The organism is Rhizobium mongolense USDA 1844 (genome assembly GCF_000419765.1).
GTDB lineage: Bacteria > Pseudomonadota > Alphaproteobacteria > Rhizobiales > Rhizobiaceae > Rhizobium > Rhizobium mongolense.
In genome coordinates, this window is record NZ_ATTQ01000008.1 from 104,468 (window position 1) to 121,443 (window position 16,976).

At 60.4% G+C, this 16,976-nt stretch carries 19 protein-coding genes; 11 read left to right on the plus strand and 8 right to left on the minus strand.

All coding sequences use genetic code 11. The features are described 5' to 3' along the window. Complete coding sequence (locus A3C3_RS0117075) at positions 1 to 1,218, minus strand: adenylate/guanylate cyclase domain-containing protein (RefSeq protein WP_028739723.1); 1,218 nt, start codon at positions 1,216 to 1,218, stop codon at positions 1 to 3. A 235-nt stretch (positions 1,219 to 1,453) separates the two neighbouring features. Here A3C3_RS0117075 and A3C3_RS0117080 point away from each other — a divergent pair, with 235 nt between their 5' ends. Continuing rightward, positions 1,454 to 2,437: a Bug family tripartite tricarboxylate transporter substrate binding protein gene (locus A3C3_RS0117080; protein ID WP_022715801.1), complete on the plus strand. Its 984-nt coding sequence runs from the start codon at positions 1,454 to 1,456 to the stop codon at positions 2,435 to 2,437. 66 nt (positions 2,438 to 2,503) lie between these two features. Beyond that, on the plus strand, positions 2,504 to 2,692 hold the full coding sequence (locus A3C3_RS0117085) for a YegP family protein (protein ID WP_022715802.1): 189 nt from the start codon (positions 2,504 to 2,506) through the stop codon (positions 2,690 to 2,692). A 30-nt stretch (positions 2,693 to 2,722) separates the two neighbouring features. On the opposite strand, the gene A3C3_RS0117090 is transcribed toward A3C3_RS0117085, so the two are convergent. The 6 genes from A3C3_RS0117090 to A3C3_RS0117115 all read right to left on the minus strand — a co-directional run bounded on the left by A3C3_RS0117090 (position 2,723) and on the right by A3C3_RS0117115 (position 9,519). Then, positions 2,723 to 4,360: an FAD-binding dehydrogenase gene (locus A3C3_RS0117090; RefSeq protein ID WP_022715803.1), complete on the minus strand. Its 1,638-nt coding sequence runs from the start codon at positions 4,358 to 4,360 to the stop codon at positions 2,723 to 2,725. Between the two features lie 173 nt (positions 4,361 to 4,533). Beyond that, on the minus strand, positions 4,534 to 5,565 hold the full coding sequence (locus tag A3C3_RS0117095) for a peptidoglycan -binding protein (RefSeq protein ID WP_022715804.1): 1,032 nt from the start codon (positions 5,563 to 5,565) through the stop codon (positions 4,534 to 4,536). A gap of 3 nt (positions 5,566 to 5,568) precedes the next feature. Continuing rightward, positions 5,569 to 6,663, minus strand: coding sequence for a hypothetical protein (locus A3C3_RS0117100; RefSeq protein ID WP_022715805.1), 1,095 nt, complete (start codon positions 6,661 to 6,663; stop codon positions 5,569 to 5,571). A gap of 114 nt (positions 6,664 to 6,777) precedes the next feature. Next, on the minus strand, positions 6,778 to 7,578 hold the full coding sequence (locus tag A3C3_RS0117105; RefSeq protein ID WP_022715806.1) for an inositol monophosphatase family protein: 801 nt from the start codon (positions 7,576 to 7,578) through the stop codon (positions 6,778 to 6,780). 197 nt (positions 7,579 to 7,775) lie between these two features. After that, the gene (locus A3C3_RS0117110; protein ID WP_028739724.1) at positions 7,776 to 8,855 is read right to left on the minus strand and encodes a tetratricopeptide repeat protein; all 1,080 of its coding nucleotides are present in this window, start codon (positions 8,853 to 8,855) and stop codon (positions 7,776 to 7,778) included. Positions 8,856 to 8,865: 10 nt separating this feature from the next. Beyond that, positions 8,866 to 9,519 (minus strand): thiamine phosphate synthase, encoded by a 654-nt coding sequence (locus A3C3_RS0117115; protein WP_028739725.1) that lies wholly within the window; start codon positions 9,517 to 9,519, stop codon positions 8,866 to 8,868. Positions 9,520 to 9,626: 107 nt separating this feature from the next. Here A3C3_RS0117115 and A3C3_RS0117120 point away from each other — a divergent pair, with 107 nt between their 5' ends. Continuing rightward, on the plus strand, positions 9,627 to 10,391 hold the full coding sequence (locus A3C3_RS0117120) for a sulfite exporter TauE/SafE family protein (protein WP_028739726.1): 765 nt from the start codon (positions 9,627 to 9,629) through the stop codon (positions 10,389 to 10,391). 80 nt (positions 10,392 to 10,471) lie between these two features. Then, positions 10,472 to 10,732 carry an ArsR/SmtB family transcription factor gene (locus A3C3_RS0117125; protein ID WP_022715809.1) on the plus strand — a complete coding sequence of 87 codons (261 nt, stop codon included), beginning with the start codon at positions 10,472 to 10,474 and terminating at the stop codon, positions 10,730 to 10,732. 160 nt (positions 10,733 to 10,892) lie between these two features. On the opposite strand, the gene A3C3_RS43755 is transcribed toward A3C3_RS0117125, so the two are convergent. After that, positions 10,893 to 11,066, minus strand: a complete 174-nt coding sequence (locus A3C3_RS43755; RefSeq protein ID WP_022715810.1) for a YdcH family protein — start codon at positions 11,064 to 11,066, stop codon at positions 10,893 to 10,895. A gap of 228 nt (positions 11,067 to 11,294) precedes the next feature. On the opposite strand from A3C3_RS43755, the gene A3C3_RS0117135 reads away from it, so the two are divergent. The 7 genes from A3C3_RS0117135 to ggt all read left to right on the plus strand — a co-directional run bounded on the left by A3C3_RS0117135 (position 11,295) and on the right by ggt (position 16,975). Beyond that, a complete protein-coding gene (locus A3C3_RS0117135) occupies positions 11,295 to 11,498 on the plus strand; it encodes a YdcH family protein (protein ID WP_027508067.1) in 204 nt (67 codons plus the stop codon). A 19-nt stretch (positions 11,499 to 11,517) separates the two neighbouring features. Further along, positions 11,518 to 12,012, plus strand: coding sequence for a 5-(carboxyamino)imidazole ribonucleotide mutase (gene purE, locus A3C3_RS0117140; RefSeq protein WP_028739727.1), 495 nt, complete (start codon positions 11,518 to 11,520; stop codon positions 12,010 to 12,012). Next, positions 12,009 to 13,073 (plus strand): 5-(carboxyamino)imidazole ribonucleotide synthase, encoded by a 1,065-nt coding sequence (locus A3C3_RS0117145; RefSeq protein WP_022715811.1) that lies wholly within the window; start codon positions 12,009 to 12,011, stop codon positions 13,071 to 13,073. The genes purE and A3C3_RS0117145 overlap by 4 nt, the downstream gene beginning before the upstream one ends. Before the next feature lie 157 nt (positions 13,074 to 13,230). Further along, positions 13,231 to 13,356, plus strand: a complete 126-nt coding sequence (ykgO, locus tag A3C3_RS0117150; RefSeq protein ID WP_003582204.1) for a type B 50S ribosomal protein L36 — start codon at positions 13,231 to 13,233, stop codon at positions 13,354 to 13,356. A 113-nt stretch (positions 13,357 to 13,469) separates the two neighbouring features. Then, entirely contained in the window at positions 13,470 to 14,084 is a 615-nt protein-coding gene (locus tag A3C3_RS0117155) for a tetratricopeptide repeat protein (RefSeq protein WP_022715812.1), read from the plus strand. Positions 14,085 to 14,150: 66 nt separating this feature from the next. Next, the gene (locus A3C3_RS38615) at positions 14,151 to 15,161 is read left to right on the plus strand and encodes an alpha/beta hydrolase (protein WP_022715813.1); all 1,011 of its coding nucleotides are present in this window, start codon (positions 14,151 to 14,153) and stop codon (positions 15,159 to 15,161) included. A gap of 68 nt (positions 15,162 to 15,229) precedes the next feature. Continuing rightward, positions 15,230 to 16,975 carry a gamma-glutamyltransferase gene (gene ggt / locus A3C3_RS0117165; protein WP_022715814.1) on the plus strand — a complete coding sequence of 582 codons (1,746 nt, stop codon included), beginning with the start codon at positions 15,230 to 15,232 and terminating at the stop codon, positions 16,973 to 16,975. The last annotated feature ends 1 nt before the right edge of the window (position 16,976 follow it).

The window sequence follows — 16,976 nt, forward strand, 5'->3', positions numbered from 1 at the left end:
TTACCCCTGAGGAAACGCGTAGACATCCACAGGCACATCCAAGCCGCGCAGCGGGTGGGATCCGAGGCTCTCCAGGTCGCTTTCGCACCCTGCCATTTCGACGAAGGCTTTCGACAGCAGCACAGGACGCTTAATTTCCTTGGTCAGGCTCTCCAGCCGCGATGCAATGTTGACGGCCGGGCCGATGACGGTGAAATCGAGTCGCTTGCGCGAGCCGATATTGCCGTACATAACATCCCCCACATGCACGCCGACGCCATAGCGCAGCTCCACATGTCCCCGTTCCGCGTTGAAGAGATTGAGCTCGGTCATCGCCGCTTGCGCTTCCTTGATCGCCCGGAGAAGATTGATGCAGGCATCCGGATTGGTCAGCGGAAATATGGCGAGCAAGCCGTCGCCCATGAATTTCAGGATTTCGCCGCCGTGCTTTTCGATTGGCTCCGACATGGCATCAAAATAGGCGTTGAGCAGTTCGATGACATCGTCGCGCGGCCATAAGTCGGAGATCGTCGTGAAGTCGCGCAAGTCGCAGATGAGGATCGCGGCGCCGACCGTCGCGCCGCTGCCGCGGGTCGTGGCGCCTGCAAGAATCTGCTCGCTGGCATGCGGCCCGACATAGGTCTGCAGCAGCGTGCGGGCAAGAATGTTCTTGATGCGGATTTCGGTGACAAGCGTGAGCGCCGGTAAAAGGTCCTTGAGGAAGGTCAGATGGTCTTCCTTAAAGCCGCCTGGCCTGTCGCTTGAGAAGGTAATCACGTGCCGTTTTCCGAGTGTGTGCTCCATCGGCCATGCCACATAGTCCGTCAGCCCCTCACCCTGCAACTCGCCATAGAGCGGATAGGAAGCAACTTCTCCTTCGAGGTTCTGCCGCACTTCCCTACCGCCGCTGAAGATCTCGTTCATCGGGCTGTTCAGGAATTGCGACGTTGTCTCGACGCCGTAACCGAAGGTGGTGATCTTTGCTTCCTGCAAGCCGGGATGCCAGAGGATGCGCGCGCCGAGCCATTGAGGATGCAACGTCCGGAAATGCATCGTCGCGCGGGCGACGGGAACGCCCGAAGCTCGCAGCCGCTCGCACATCTCCACTAAAATATTGTCGATGAACCGCTGGTTGCGCGTTTCATTGATCAGCCAGTCGAGGATCTTGTGCCGGCGCACCGGCCAAAGACCGTCCTCCTCGTTCTCAACTGCCGGAAATGGATTGGATACCGGCTGCATGTCAAACTCCACGATCTCGTCCCGCCAAGCGTACAAATTCGATTGCGTCTTTCGCATAGATGGTTATCGGAGGACGGATTGTAATATCAATAGTCGGATAGTTTACCTCAGCGACTAAAGTTGCAATTCCATGCGGCCGCTTTCGGTTGCTTTTATCCTCCTCCGCCCTACCCTCCTTTTGCCTGATTTGATGCAATTGGGAAACATCATCGCTGAATTCCGGGAGGAGAATCGAATGGCACTTTTCAATATGACCCGCCGCATGGCACTCGGCCTCGGCATGCTTGCGGCCTTGGGCGCCGGAGCCGCGCATGCCGAAGGGTTTCCGGAGCGCGCGGTTACGCTGGTCGTTCCATTTGCCGCCGGCGGGTCGACCGATGTCGTGGCGCGCATCATCGCCGAGAAGATGTCGGAAGACCTTGGTCAGCAGGTGATCGTCCAGAACGTCGCCGGTGCGGGCGGCAATCTCGGTGCGGGCAATGTGGCTCGCGCTGAACCGGACGGCTACACCATCCTGATGGGAACGGTCGCGACGCACGCGCTGAACCCGCTAATCCTTAAATCCACGCCTTACGATCCGGAAAAGGATTTCGCGCCGGTTTCACTGCTCGTCATCGTGCCCAACGTGCTCGTCGTCAATCCGGAGCTGCCTGCAAAGAACGTACAGGAACTGATCGCGCTGCTGAAGGCCGAGCCGGACAAATGGAGCTATGCTTCCTCCGGCAACGGCACGCCGCTTCATCTTTCCGGCGAATTGTTCAATTCGATGGCCGGCGTCAAGATGCAGCACATCCCCTACAAGGGTGCGGGCCCGGCGCTGACCGATCTGCTGGGCAATCAGGTATCGATCATGTTCGACAACCTGCCGTCGTCGTCCAGCCACATCAAATCCGGCAAGCTGCGGGCGCTGGCGGTCACTACGGCGAAACGTGCTCCATCCTTCCCGGATATTCCGACCATCGCTGAGTCCGGCGTTCCTGGTTACGAGACCTATACCTGGAACGCGCTCTTCGCGCCGGCGAATACACCCGCGGATGTTGTGGCAAAGCTCAACGCGTCCGCCAACAAGGCCCTGAAGGACCCGGCCGTTGCCGAGCGCATGAAAGACTTCAGCGCCACGATCGTCGGCTCCACGCCGGAGGAACTTGGCGCACATGTGAAGGCCGAACTGGCCAAGTGGGGACCCATCGTCAAGGGTGCGAATATCCAGATGGAATAGACTCAACTTTTGCACTAGGTTGTCTCCCGTTACCGAGGCAACTTCCTGATAATTGGGAGATAATCGATGTATAAGTTTGAAGTGTACAAGGATAAGGCTGGCGAATTCCGTTTCCGCTTCAAGGCTTCGAACGGCGAATCCATGTTCAGCTCGGAGGGCTACAAGGCCAAGGCGTCCGCGCTGAGCGCCATTGAATCCATCAAGAAGAATGCGCCCGACGCAACGGTCGACGACCAGACCAAGGCAACGGCTTAACCAGACTGGCGGCGCTTCAAAGGCGCCGCCTCATACGGCTCTTCCCGCCACCCGGCCCGAAAAGATGCAACCGCCGAGAAAGGTTCCTTCAAGGGCTTTGTAGCCGTGCATGCCGCCTCCGCCGAAACCGGCGACCTCACCGGCGGCATAGAGACCCGGCACCGCATCACCATTGATACTGATCACCCGCGCCGAAAGATCCGTTTGCAGACCGCCCAGCGACTTTCGCGTCAGGATATGCAGCCGCACGGCGATCAACGGCCCCGCCTTGGTATCCAGCAGCCGGTGCGGCTTTGCCGTGCGCAACAACTTGTCGCCAATATAATTTCGGGTGCCGCGAATGGCAGTTACCTGTGCATCCTTGGAATAGGCATTGTCGATTTCCCGGTCGCGCGCCTCGATCTGCCCACGCAGATGCGCAATGTCGAGCCGGTTTTCTCCAGTCAGCGCATTCATGCCTTCGACCAGTTCTTCGAGCGTCTTGCGGACGATGAAATCTTCGCCCTTCTCCATGAAGGCCTGCACCGGCCCGGGCGGGTTCTTGCCGAGCCGTTTCAAAAGCAACGGAATATCCTTACCGGTGATGTCAGGGTTCTGCTCCGAACCCGAAAGCGCGAACTCCTTCTTGATGATCGCCTTGGTGAGAATGAACCAGCTATAATCATGTCCGCTGACGAGGATCGCCTTCAAGCTGGCAAGCGTGTCAAAGCCTGGCATCGCCGGCGGAGCAAAACGGCTGCCGTCGGCATCGCACCAGAAGGACGACGGACCGGGAAGGATGCGGATGCCGTGGTTCGCCCAGATCGGATCCCAGTTCCTCAGGCCTTCCGTATAGTGCCACATGCGGTCGCTGTTGATGATGCTCGCGCCGGCACGCTCGCCGATCGCCAACATGCGGCCGTCGACATGGGCGGGAACGCCCGCAACCATCGACGCAGGCGCAGGACCAAGACGCTCTGCCGGCCAGTTCCGGCGCACCAGATCGTGGTTGCCGCCGATGCCGCCGGAAGTGACGATGACGGCGCCCGCGCGGAATTCGAATGTTCCGGCAGCCATGCGAACCGTTGCCTTGCCACGCGGCGCGGCATCGGGCTCGAGGATCGTCCCCTGCACGCCGCAGACGGCGCCATTTTCGACCATGAGCTCGTCCACGCAGTGGCGAAAGGCAAATGTGACGCGGCCTCTCGCCCCTGCCTCCCGAACGCGCCGGATAAATGGTGCAAGCACGGCGGGCCCCGTGCCCCAGGTCAGATGGAAGCGCGGCACGGAATTGCCGTGACCATGCGCCATCCCGCCGCCACGCTCCGCCCAACCGACGACCGGAAACCAGCGCATGCCCTGTTGATGCAGAAAGGAGCGTTTCTCGCCCGCCGCAAAATCGAGATAGGCATCCGCCCAAAGCCGCGGCCAGTAATCCTCGGGCCGGTCGAAGCCAGCCGAACCCGCCCAATCCTGCCTGGCAAGATCGAGGCTGTCGCGAATGCCGAGGCGGCGCTGCTCGGGACTATCAACGAAAAAAAGGCCGCCCAACGACCAGAAGGCCTGCCCGCCGAGGCTCTGTTCGCCCTCCTGGTCGAGAATGCAGACCTTGCGTCCCCGATCTGCCGCTTCCGCCGCGGCCACAAGCCCGGCAAGACCCGCACCCACGACCAGCACGTCATATTCCATCCCGAACGCCTCCCCGCATCGATCGGCATGAAATTACGCACACGTAAACGTCAATGCAACCACAGGACTTCCCATCGCGAATTTTTCGTTGATGATTTCGAATGGATGGCAGAACCCTTGGTGGGGCCGCCCGCCCCTTGCGGCTGGAAAAGGCAGGCGTGCCCTACCAGCGACTATTTCTCGGTCAGCTTGAGCTCGATGCGGCGGTTGGTGGCGCGGGCTTCTGGGGTATCGCCGGGCGTGATCGGCTGGAATTCACCAAAACCTGCCGCAACGAGGCGGTCGGAAGGCACGCCCTGCGAAATCAGGTATTTGACGACGGAGATGGCACGCGCCGAGGAAAGCTCCCAGTTGTCGCGAAAGCGGCCGGCCCCGGAAAGCGCCACATTGTCGGTATGGCCGTCGACCCGGAGCACCCAGTTGATTTCCGGCGGTATTTCCCTGGAAAGATCAAGCAGCGCAGTGGCAAGTTTCGTCATCTCCGTCGTGCCTTCAGGATTGAGATCGGAACTGCCGGAAGGGAACAGAACCTCTGACTGGAAGACGAAACGGTCGCCGACGATGCGGATGTTTTCGCGGTCGGACAGGATCTCGCGCAGGCGGCCGAAGAAGTCGGAGCGGTAGCGATTGAGTTCCTGAACCCGCTGTGCCAGCGCGACATTCAGCCGCCGGCCCAGATCGGCGATCTTCGCCTGCGAACTCTGGTCCTTCTGCTCCGATGCCTGAAGCGCCGCCTCGACGGCTGCGATCTGGCTGCGCAGGGCCGCAATCTGCTGGTTGAGAATTTCGACCTGGCTGAGCGCCCGGTCGCTTAACTGCTTCTGTTCGTCGAGTTCCTTTGTCAGGCCGCCGATGCGCTGTTGTGCCGCATCCTTTCCGCCGGAACCGGCATCGAGCAATGCCTGCAGCCGCGAGCGGTCACCTTCAGCGGTCGCGAGAGATGCCTGCAGATTGGCAACGGAATCCTCGAGATCCTGCTTGCTGCCCTTCTCCAGCGCGAGCAGCTGCGTCAGTTCGTTAATCTGGCTGTTGAGGCGGGTCAGCACTTCGTCGCGACCGGAAATCTCGCGGCTTAGAATGAACTGGCCGACGACGAAAACCGTCAGCAGGAACATGATGGCGATCAGCAGCGTCGACAGTGCGTCGACGAAACCCGGCCAGTAGTTCATTTCGCCGTGGCGGCGGCGGTTTCGGGCGAGCGCCATGGCTTACTTGCCCTCGGTCTTTTCGGTCTGGCTGACGCGGTGGCTTCTCTCGGCGCCACTCTGCTTTTCCTGCGTGCCGATGCGTTCGGCCAGCCGATCGAGCGTGCGACGCATGGCCTTTGCCTCGTCCTGCTGCGCTTCGATCCAGTCGCGCAGCATCTGCTGTTCGTTGCGCATGTTCTTGACCAGACCCTGAATGCCTTCGGCAAGGCTCGCCATCGCGGCAACCGAGCGCTGGCTGCCGGCTCCACCTTCTTCGGCAACCTTCTTTAGATAGTCCGACATCGCGCGAAGGTCCTCGGAAGACGTACCCGAGTCGAGCGCTGGAACGGCAATATCCGACCCGACGTCGGTCACCGAGGAAAGCCAGTTTTCGAGTTCCGTGTAGAAGCGAGTCTGCGCCCGGCCGGCCTGAAGATCGAGGAAGCCGAGAATGAGCGACCCGGAAAGGCCGAGCAGCGAAGACGAGAAGGCTTGTCCCATACCGGAAAGCGGCAAGGACAGACCTTCTTTGAGCGTGGTCAGCACGTCGCCGGTGCCGTTCGAGCCTGCATCCAGCGACTGAATGACGCCGCTGATAGAGCCGATCGTGCCGATGAGACCCCAGAAGGTACCGAGAAGACCGAGGAAGACGAGAAGGCCGATGAGGTAACGCGACGTATCACGCGATTCATCGAGGCGGGTGGCGATCGAATCCAGAATAGAGCGTAGCGCGGTGGTCGAAAGCGTCGCCGTTGACTTACGGTTACCGATCAGCGCCCGCATGGGGGCAAGCAGTCTCGGATTACGGTTTACCTTGTCCGCACTGCCGGCTGCGCGAAAGGAATTGAACCAGCGCACTTCCGGACGAAGCGACAGCACATGGCTGAAGACCAGGATGATGCCGACCGCAAGCACGCCGACGATGAGGCCGTTGAGGCCCGGATTGTGCATGAACGCTGTCTGCGTCTGCCGGAAAAGGATGGCGGCGATGAAGCCGACGATGACCAGGAACAGGAGCATCGTCCAGAGGAACGGCATCGGGCTGGAGAGTTTATAGACATAGTTGCTGCTCGGTTTTTCGGTCGAGCCGAATTCCGCCGCATTCACATTTTCCATGGTTGCGCAGCCCTCCGGATTGCTTGCAGCCGAAGACTAGATCAACATTGTGCCGAATTGAAGTGCGCGGGCAGAGAAAACCGTGTCTTTACAACAGTCGGTTTCCGACGTGTCTCACTTCGCAGGGATGGGGCGCTTGATGGTCTCGATCAGCGCCTTGTGAATATATTCATTGCCGGCGACGATGGCGCCGCCATCGAGGATATCCGTGCCGCCGTTCCAATCGGTCGCATACCCGCCAGCTTCGCGGATAAGCAGGATGCCGGCTGCCATGTCCCAGGGCGACAATCCCATTTCCCAAAAGCCGTCGAAGCGGCCAGCTGCAACATAAGCGAGATCGAGCGAGGCAGCGCCCATGCGGCGGATGCCGGCCACTTCGCCCATCACATGACGAAGCTCGACGAGGAACTTGCCGTGGTTGCCGCGGCCGAGATGCGGCACGCCGCAGCCGATGACGGAATCCGAAAGAACGCGGCGCGCACCGACGCGCAGCCGGCGGTCGTTCAAGAAGGCGCCGCCACCGCGCTCGGCAGTATAGAGCTCGTCCATCGCCGGATTGAAGACGACGCCCGCAACGACTTCGCCATTGCGCTCAAGCGCGATCGACACCGCAAATGTCGGAATCCCGTGTAGGAAGTTGGTCGTGCCATCGAGCGGATCGACGATCCAGCGGTGGGCACCGTCCGTGCCCTTGATCTCTTCGCTCTCCTCTCCAAGGAACCCATAAGTCGGACGCGCCTTCAGGAGCTCGTCCCTGACGATCTTTTCAGCTTTCCGGTCAGCATTGGAAACGAAATCGCCAGGCCCCTTCACCGAAACCTGCAGGTTCTGGACTTCCCCGAAATCACGCCCCAGCGACTTTCCTGCCTTGACGGCAGCCTGAACCATGACATTGAGAAGAGCAGAACGGGCCATTGGGGCATTTTCCTTGGAACTGGTACGGGGTGCGCTGTCAGGGCGGGAAAGGTCCCTGATCGCCGGAAAGGGCAGCGCTCTTAATTAGATGGCGGCCTCAAGACCACAAAATCAGGCAAATTTCAAGGGGAGAGCGTTGCAGAGGCTGAAAGAGGTCGCCGGCACCGAAGGCGTGGCCGACGCCCTGTTTGTGAACCTCAGGGCAGGCGGCGGAACTTGTTGGCGCGGTCGATCGCCTGCTTTTGCTGAGCGTCCTCGATACCGAGATAGAAATCCTCAAGCTCCGGATCGGACAACCCTGCCCGGCGGGAGAGCACGTACCATTTCGCCGCTTCGACCGGGTCCGGCTTGGTGCCGAGCGCACCGATATAAAGATGTGCGAGCTTGTTCTGCGCCGCGACGTTACCGCGATTGGCAGCGAGCTTCATCCACTGAAAGCCCTTCACGAAGTCCCGCGGTCCGTTTGTGCCATTGACGAGCCAGACGCCGAGATCGAGCTGCGCGGTGTCGTAACCTGCGCGCGCTGCGCGGGCGAGCCATTCGCGCGCCAGCTTCTTTTTCTGCTTCGGTAGATCGGCAAGCACGGAATAGATTTGCGCCACGGCATATTGGGCATCGGCAATGCCCTGCTGGGCGGACTTCTCATAGTAGGGAAGCGCGAGCTTCAGTCCTTCGGGGCCGGGATGATCGGTCGTCAGCAACTGCCCCCAATTGAATTGCGCTGAAGAATTGCCGCCGTCGGCCGCCCGGCGCATGTAATCGTCCGCCTTCGCCTTATCGCGCGGCACGAGCTCTCCCGCCATCAGGATCAGCGAATATTTGAACATCGCCGCCACATCGCCGCCTTCGGCGGCCTTGCCGTACCAGAATGCCGCGCTCTTCAGATCGCGGCGAACACCGAGCCCGGCATACTGCATTTCCGCAATGAGCGTCTGCGCTGCCGGATCCCCGAGCTGCGCGCGCGGCAGCGCCAGCTGCATGGCCGTCAGGTAATAACCACGCTGATAGGCGCCGTAAGCCGTATCGATCGGCCCTTTGTAATCCTTCTCCGGCGGCAGGTCGGGCAGTTTGGCGCCCATGCGATCCAGCACGCCGAGACCGGTCGAGGGCTGCGCTCCTTCCGACGGCCGGTTGGTCTTGAACGGTTCGGCTTTAGAACCCAGCGGACGTGTCACGACGTTGTCGACCGTCTGCGCCGAAGCGCCATACGGCAAAACAGCCGCGAAAACGGCGGCAGACAGGAGGGATCGGCGCAAACTGGCGGAGAGGATCGGCATGGCCGCGATATCAATCCCCAAACCGTGGCGCTTTTTCGTCAAGAAGTGCGTTGACCCGAGCGACGACTGACGGGGCCAGCCCCGGCTCGCCAAACACCGCCAGGCGCAATGCCACGAACTCGGCACCGGTGTCGGCGACGACAAGGGCAGAAGCCGGATCGGTCCCGCCCATGACGATGCAGGGAATTTCGATCATCGAGGCCCACCATTCGCCGAGCGCCACGTTCTTCGGATGCGCCTCCGGCTTGATGTCGCCATCCAGTTTGCCGAAGAAAATATAGTCCGGCCGCGCCTCGCCGATCTCCAAAGCCGTGTGGCGGTCGGTCGCTTTACCGCCGCCGATGATCAGCTTGCCGGCATGTTTGTCGATCGCCTCGGCGATTTCGGCGGCTGAACCCGTCAAATGCAAACCGTCTGCCTTCGAGCGTCCGGCGACGCGGCTGTCGCCCGCAATCAGCGCCGCTGCCCCTGCATTCTGGATGATCGGAACAAGTTTCTCGGCATGTTTTTGAAACGCGCCGGCATCGAGCCCGTATTGCGGCACGATCACCGAGGCAACGTCGCCGCCCTTCAGCGCGTCGGCGACAATATTTGCCTGCTCGTCGGCATCCGCGATGTCCGGGACGATCAGGACAAGGCGGCAGCGGTTTTCCGGTCCGGTCATGAACTCTTTCCATTTTCAGCGGATTTCGCCAGTAGGCGGCAAATCCACACTCGTTTTGTGTGAGTAATTCCGTTAGACGGGGCTGGCAAGGGGAGGACTTGAAAAGCATGCTGCCGGAACTGTCATTCTTTTATGCCGCGGTGCCGGCCGTGCTGCTCGTCGGCCTCGCCAAGGGCGGCATGGGCGACGCACTGGCCTTGATCGGCGTCCCTATTTTAGCCCTGGTTGTCTCGCCTGTCGAAGCAGCCGCCATCCTGCTGCCGATCCTGATCTTCATGGACATGATCTCGCTTGTTGTCTGGCGCAAGCACGGCGACTGGACGACGCTGAAGATCATGCTGCCGGGTGCCCTCTTCGGCATCGCGGTCGGCTGGGCGACATCCGCACTGGTGCCCGGCAGTGTCCTGCGCGTGGTCATCGGTGCAGTCACCGTACTCTTCTGCGCCCGCTATTTCTGGAACAATTTCGGCCCCGGCGCAGGAGAGGTCGTCCTGCCGCGCGGCCAGCGTCCCTTGCTTGCGAGCGCCTGGGGCACGCTTTCCGGCTATGGCAGTTTCGTCGCCCATGCCGGTGGCGCGCCGTTTCAGATCTACGCCCTGCCCTTGAAACTGCCGCCACGCGAATTCACCGGCACCGGCGTGCGTTTCTTTGCCATCCTGAACGCGGTGAAACTCATTCCTTACTTTGCGCTCGGCCAGCTCGATACCAAGAATCTCGTGACATCGGCGACATTGCTTCCTTTCGCCCCGTTTGCGACCATTGCTGGCGCCTGGTGCGTGAAGCGCATGAAGCCGGAGATATTCTACCCGTTCATGTATGCGATGGCACTGATCGCAGCGCTTCTGATCATTCACGAAGGGCTTGGATTCTAGGTCCTGACGCCGGCAAGGGCCGCCCGGTTGCGGCGCACAATTTCCTTGCCCGGAAGCTGCCTTTGACGTAGCTTTTCGCCATGTCGACCACCGACCCTTTCGCCGCGATATCAGATCCGAACCGGCGGTTCCTGCTGGAGCAGTTGCGGCGCGCGCCACGAACGGTCAACGAGCTCGCCGAAAGCCTGCCGATCAGCCGGCCGGCGGTCTCGCAGCATCTGAAGGCGCTGCTTGACAGCAACCTCGTGTCGGTAACCTCCGAAGGCACGAGGCGCATCTATGCGGTCAACAACCGCGGCTTCGACAAACTCAATCTGTGGCTTGATCAATTCTGGGCGTGAAGCCTTCGTCCAAAAGAAATGCGCCAGCCCAACTCCGCACTGTTTGGGACTGGCGCATGATTTTTCTCAAAAATCGCCGGTTATAACTAACCCATTTGAAAGATTGGATTTTATCCTCTTTATGCTGCAGGATCAGCACGCCGGCAATCGGCATTATCGCTTAGTGAACGGATGATTTCAGACGTTGGATTTCGTCTTTGATGCGCAGCTTTCTGCGCTTGCAATCCGCAATGTCGGTGTCTTTTCTGGAGGGGGATGCCATCAGCGAATGTAACTCCTCCTCAAGAGCTACATGCTTTTTTTCGAGTGACTCAAGATGAGCTTGAACAGTCATTTGACCCTTCCTTCCTCTTGCCTTCCCCAGCCATCCATCGCTGGAGTTCTAGGCGTCAACTTTTGGAATGTGACATATTTTTACATCCTTGTCGAAGGCGAAAACGTGCTCAGTCCATGGCAAATTCATGTTCAACACTAACTAGCCGCTGCCGCTATTTGGTGATAGGAGCTTGCGGAAATCATCGGCAGGCCGGACAACGTCCGAAGACGATTATGGGGAACACGAATGGCCGATCAGGAACAGGCGGAAATCAGGCTCATGGCAGCGCGCTTGCGTCAGGAGCACGAGGATTACGACGCCGCGATCAACGCCATGATTGCCATGGGATGCGACGCGCTGCGCATCCAGCGCATGAAAAAGAAGAAGCTCGCCATCAAGGACAAGCTGACTAAGCTGGAAGACCAGATCATTCCGGATATCATCGCCTGAAAGGGTAATGCCGTTGACGCTGACAGACAGACCGCCCGTCGCCATCATCATGGGCAGCCAGTCCGACTGGGAGACCATGAAAAACGCCGCCGACACGCTGGAGGCGCTGGAGATTCCTTATGAAGCGCGCATTATTTCGGCGCATCGGACGCCCGAGCGCATGGTGAATTTTGCCAAGACCGCGCGCGACGAGGGCTTCAAGGTGATCATCGCCGGTGCGGGCGGCGCCGCCCACCTTCCCGGCATGACGGCCGCGCTGACGCCGCTTCCGGTTTTCGGCGTTCCCGTCCAGTCGAAGACGATGTCCGGCCAGGACAGCCTTCTTTCCATCGTCCAGATGCCGGGTGGCATTCCCGTCGGCACCCTTGCGATCGGCAAGGCAGGTGCAATCAACGCAGCACTCTTGGCCGCCGCCGTTCTTGCGCTTTCGGACGAGGATATCGCCGAGCGTCTCGATGAATATCGCGAACGGCAAAGCGCCTCGATTGCCGAATATCCCATGGACAACCTATGACGGCAAAGACGATCGGCATCATCGGCGGCGGCCAGCTCGGCCGCATGCTTGCGATGGCCGCAGCACGGCTGAACTTCCGCACGATCATCCTGGAACCGCAGGCCGATTGTCCCGCCGCGCAGGCCGCCAACCGCCAGATCGTTGCGGCCTATGACGATCCCGCCGCGCTGGCCGAACTTGCAAAGGTCTGTGACGTCGTGACCTACGAGTTCGAGAATGTGCCGGTTTCCGCAGCCGAGGCCTTGGGAAGAGATGTTCCCGTCTACCCCCCGCCTAAGGCGTTGGAAGTGGCACAAGACCGTCTTGTCGAAAAGCGCTTCATCAATGAATGCGGCATCCCGACCGCGCGCTTTCACGCGGTCGACAGCCAAAGCGAGCTTGACACGGCCCTGAAGCACTTCGGCGGCCAGGGCGTGCTGAAGACGCGCCGCTTCGGCTATGACGGCAAGGGCCAGAAGGTATTCCGTTCCGCTGCCGACAGCGCAGAAGGCGTCTATGCCGGCCTCGGCGGCGTGCCGCTGATTCTGGAGAGCTTCGTCACCTTCGAGCGCGAGATTTCGGTCATCGCCGCCCGCGCGGCGAGCGGCACCGTCGTCGCCTTTGATCCGGCGGAGAACGTGCATCGCAACGGCATTCTGCACACATCGACGGTGCCCGCGTCGATCTCGGAGGCGACCGCTGCGGCTGCACACCAGGCGGCGGAAGCAATCCTCTCCTCGCTCGGCTATGTCGGCGTCATCGGCATCGAATTCTTCGTTCTCGCAGACGGCAGCCTGATCGCCAACGAGATGGCCCCGCGCGTCCACAACTCCGGCCACTGGACCGAGGCAGCTTGCGTTGTCTCGCAGTTCGAGCAGCACATCCGTGCCGTCGGCGGCCTGCCGCTCGGCAACGCGGACCGTCATTCCGAATGCGTGATGCAGAACCTCATCGGTGACGATATCTTGAGCCTGCCGGACTGGCTGAAACGCCGCGATACCTTCGTCCACCTCTATGGCAAGACCGAATCCCGCCCCGGCCGCAAGATGGGGCATGTGACGGTACTAACGGGGAAAGCCTAGGTTTTTGCCCGAGAAAAAGCCTTCATGTGGTTGACACAGACATGAGGCCGGGTTATCTGCACGCCCAACCTAAAGAGCGCGCACAGACGCGCTTTTTGATTGTTTAAAAGATACGGGCGAATGTGAAATTCCCCCACAGAGATCGCGGATCAGAAAAATGAAGATCAAGAATTCGCTCAAGTCGCTCAAGGCTCGCCACCGTGACAACCGTCTGGTTCGCCGCAAGGGCCGCATCTACATCATCAACAAGCTCAACCCGCGCTACAAGGCTCGTCAGGGCTGATCATAGCGTGAGCCGGATTGCGCCTGCGCGTTTATGTGCTGCGGGCTTTTCCGGTAGGGTCGCTGCGGTGATCACATCAAATTTTCTTTGATCTTCGGCGCTGGCGGGCTACATTGTCCGCCATGCGCTTTTTTGCTTTGACCTGCGCGGCTCTGCCGCTTGCTCTCGGTTTCCTTGCTCCTGCTTTCCCTGCCGCTGCCGCGGAGAAGGAAGTTATTGTCGAGCAGCCGGATGCCAATGCCTCTCCGAAACAGCATCTCGACAATCTCTATGCCCAGCTGAAGCGCGAGCGCGATCCGGACAAGGCGAGCGGCATTGCGGAGGAAATCCGCCTCGAGTGGAATAATTCCGGCAGCGCCACCGTGAACTTGCTGATGCAGTGGGCCGACAAGGCGATCGAGGAAAAGCGCAGTCCTGCAGCCCTTGATTTCCTCGATCAGGCGATCGCGCTGAAGCCTGACTACGCCGAAAGCTGGAACCGCCGCGCAACGCTGAATTACGCCATGGGCAATTACCGGAAGTCGATGTCCGACATTGAGCACGTGCTCGATCTCGAGCCGCGCCACTTCGGTGCACTCTCGGGATTGGCGACGATTCTCAATATGTCGGGCAATGACCAACTCACCTTGAAAGCCTGGGAGCGCTTCCTGGAGGTCTACCCGGCAAACCGCGCGGCGCAGCAGCAGGCGAATACCCTCTCCGAAAAACTCGCCGGAAGCCGGACCTGATCTTGACGCCGAACCGGCATGCGCAATCTTACGGCTCCGTGCCGTAACTGTTGCCGGTTCAAAGCCATGCTTGCCGAAATTTCCGCCATTCTCGTCCCCATCGCTGCCGCTATCGGCTATTCGTCCTACAAAGCCCGGCAGTTTGAACAGGCATTTCCCAATATCGGCGAACTGGCCGATATCGACGGCTACAGGATGAACGCCGTGCACATCCCCCGCCCCGACACCGCCGACCTACCGCCCCTGGTCTTTATCCATGGCGCGAGCGGCAATCTGCTCGACCAGATCGGCGCCTTCCTACTGCCGCTCGAAGGGCGCGCGGAAATGCTCTTCGTCGACCGTCCCGGACATGGCTATTCGGAACGCGGAGGACCGGAGAACGCATTTCCTTCCGGCCAAGCGGATGCGATCGCAAAGCTCATGGAAAAGCGCGGGATTGAAAAGGCGATCATCGTCGGTCACTCCTTCGGCGGTGCGATCGCCGCGGCCTTCGGCGTGCACCATCCGGAAAAGGCCGCCGGTCTCCTCTTCCTTGCCCCGGCGACGCATCCGTGGCCGGGCGGCATCGACTGGTATTATCATATCACGACCGTGCCGCTGATCGGCTGGCTCTTTAGTCGAGTTGTTGTCGTGCCACTGGGCCTGTGGCGGCTGGAGCAGGTTACGCTTAACGTCTTCCGGCCCAATCCGCGCCCGGCTGATTACATCTTAAAGACTGGGCCGTCCCTGGTGTTGCGGCCGAAGACGTTTCATGCCAACGCCACCGATTTCATCAGGTTGCTTGAATATCTGAAGGCGCAGTCGCCCTTCTATACCCGCATCACGGCGCCGACCGTCATCATTACCGGCGACAGCGACGGCATCGTCTGGGAGCACCTGCATTCTCAAGGCCTTGCCCGCGACATCGCCGGCTCCAAACTGCTGAAGATCAAGGGCGTCGGCCATAAGCCTGACTATCTCGCGACCGATGTCGCCATCGCCGCACTGGAAAATATCGCCGGAATGCCGCGCGATCTTGAGGCCGCCGTGCGGGTTGCCGAAGAAAGGTTGTCAGGCGGCAAAGCAATTGCCGCCTGAGCGGACTTGCGCACCGCCAAAACGAAACCATATCCCTCCGAATAATTTGATGGTTTGGAGGGGACGTGATGGCACGCTTGCGCATTAAAGCCATTTCGCTATTGACCGCTTTTGCCTTTGTCGTCTTTCCACTCGCACCGGCTTTCGCCGCCTCGCCTGCGCCCGTCGAAGCCGAACATGGCATGGTCGTAACCGCACAGCATCTGGCGACGGATGTCGGTGTCGAAATTTTGAAGAGCGGCGGCAATGCCGTGGATGCGGCAGTGGCGGTCGGCTACGCGCTGGCAGTCGTCTATCCGACGGCGGGCAATATTGGCGGCGGCGGCTTCATGACGATCCGGCTGAAGGACGGCAAGACGACCTTCCTCGATTTTCGTGAGCGCGCGCCGCTTGCCGCCACCAAGACCATGTATCTCGATGCCAAAGGCGATATCGTTCCGCGCGCCAGTTTGGACGGCTATCTCGCCGTCGGCGTACCGGGCTCGATCATGGGCTTCGAAACGGCGCGCGAGCGATATGGCACCAAACCGCGCGCCGAGTTGCTGGCGCCGGCGATCCGCTTTGCCAAGGACGGCTTTACGTTGGAACAGGGCGACGCGGCGACTTTCGCCTCAAGCGCAAAGCGCCTCGCAAAAGATGAAGCTGCCGCAAAGATCTTCCTGAAGCCGGATGGCAAACCTTATTCCGCGGGAGAAAAGCTCGTGCAGCCCGAACTCGCCGCGGTGCTGTCCGGTATTTCCGAGAAGGGCACGGACGCCTTCTACAAGGCCGCACCTGCCGAGGCGATCGTGAAGGCAAGCCAGGCGAAAGGCGGCGTTCTCGCCAAGGAAGATTTCGAGCAATACAGCGTGCGCGAATTAAAGCCGGTCGAATGCAACTACCGTGGCTACGACATCGTCTCCTCGCCGCCGCCCTCTTCCGGCGGCGTCATCATCTGCGAGATCCTGAACGTGCTGGAGGGCTACCCGCTTTCCTACATGGGTTATGGTTCGTCCGAGACAGTCCGGGCCATGGTCGAGGCCATGCGTTACGCCTACGTCGACCGCAACGCCGCGCTTGGTGATCCGGACTTCGTCGACAACCCGGTTTCGAGGCTTCTGGACAAAGGCTATGCCAAGGAAATCCGCGAGAAGATCGATCCCTACAAGGCCGGTAAATCCGACAACCTGAAGCCGCTCGGCGCCAAGGAAAGCGTCGAAACCACCCATTATTCGATCATCGACGACGAGGGCAACGCGGTCGCCGTCACTTATACGCTGAACGGCTCCTTCGGTGCAGGCGTGGTGGCCCCCGGCACCGGCATCCTGCTCAACAACGAAATGGACGACTTCACCTCGAAGCCGGGCGTGCCGAACCTCTACGGGCTCGTCCAGGGCGAGGCCAACGCCATCGCGCCGAAGAAGACGCCGCTCTCCTCCATGAGCCCGACGATCATCTCCAGGGACGGCAAGCCCTTCATGGTGATCGGCAGCCCCGGCGGCTCGCGCATCATCACCATCACGCTGGAAGCGATCCTGAACGTCATCGATTTCGGCATGGACATCAGCCAGGCCGTCAATGCACCGCGCATCCATCATCAATGGCAGCCGGACAAGATCTATCTCGAACCCTATACCCTGTCTCCGGATACGATAAAGACGCTCGCCGCGATGGGCTACAGCTTCGACGATGGCAGTGGTCCGCCCCAATGGGGCCAGGCGGCCGGCATCCTTGTCGGCGGCAAGAGCCTTGCCGATATCGAGAAGGGTGGCGGCGCGCGCTATTATGGTGCGATGGATAGCCGTGCCACCGAGGGTTCGGCAAAGGGATATTGAG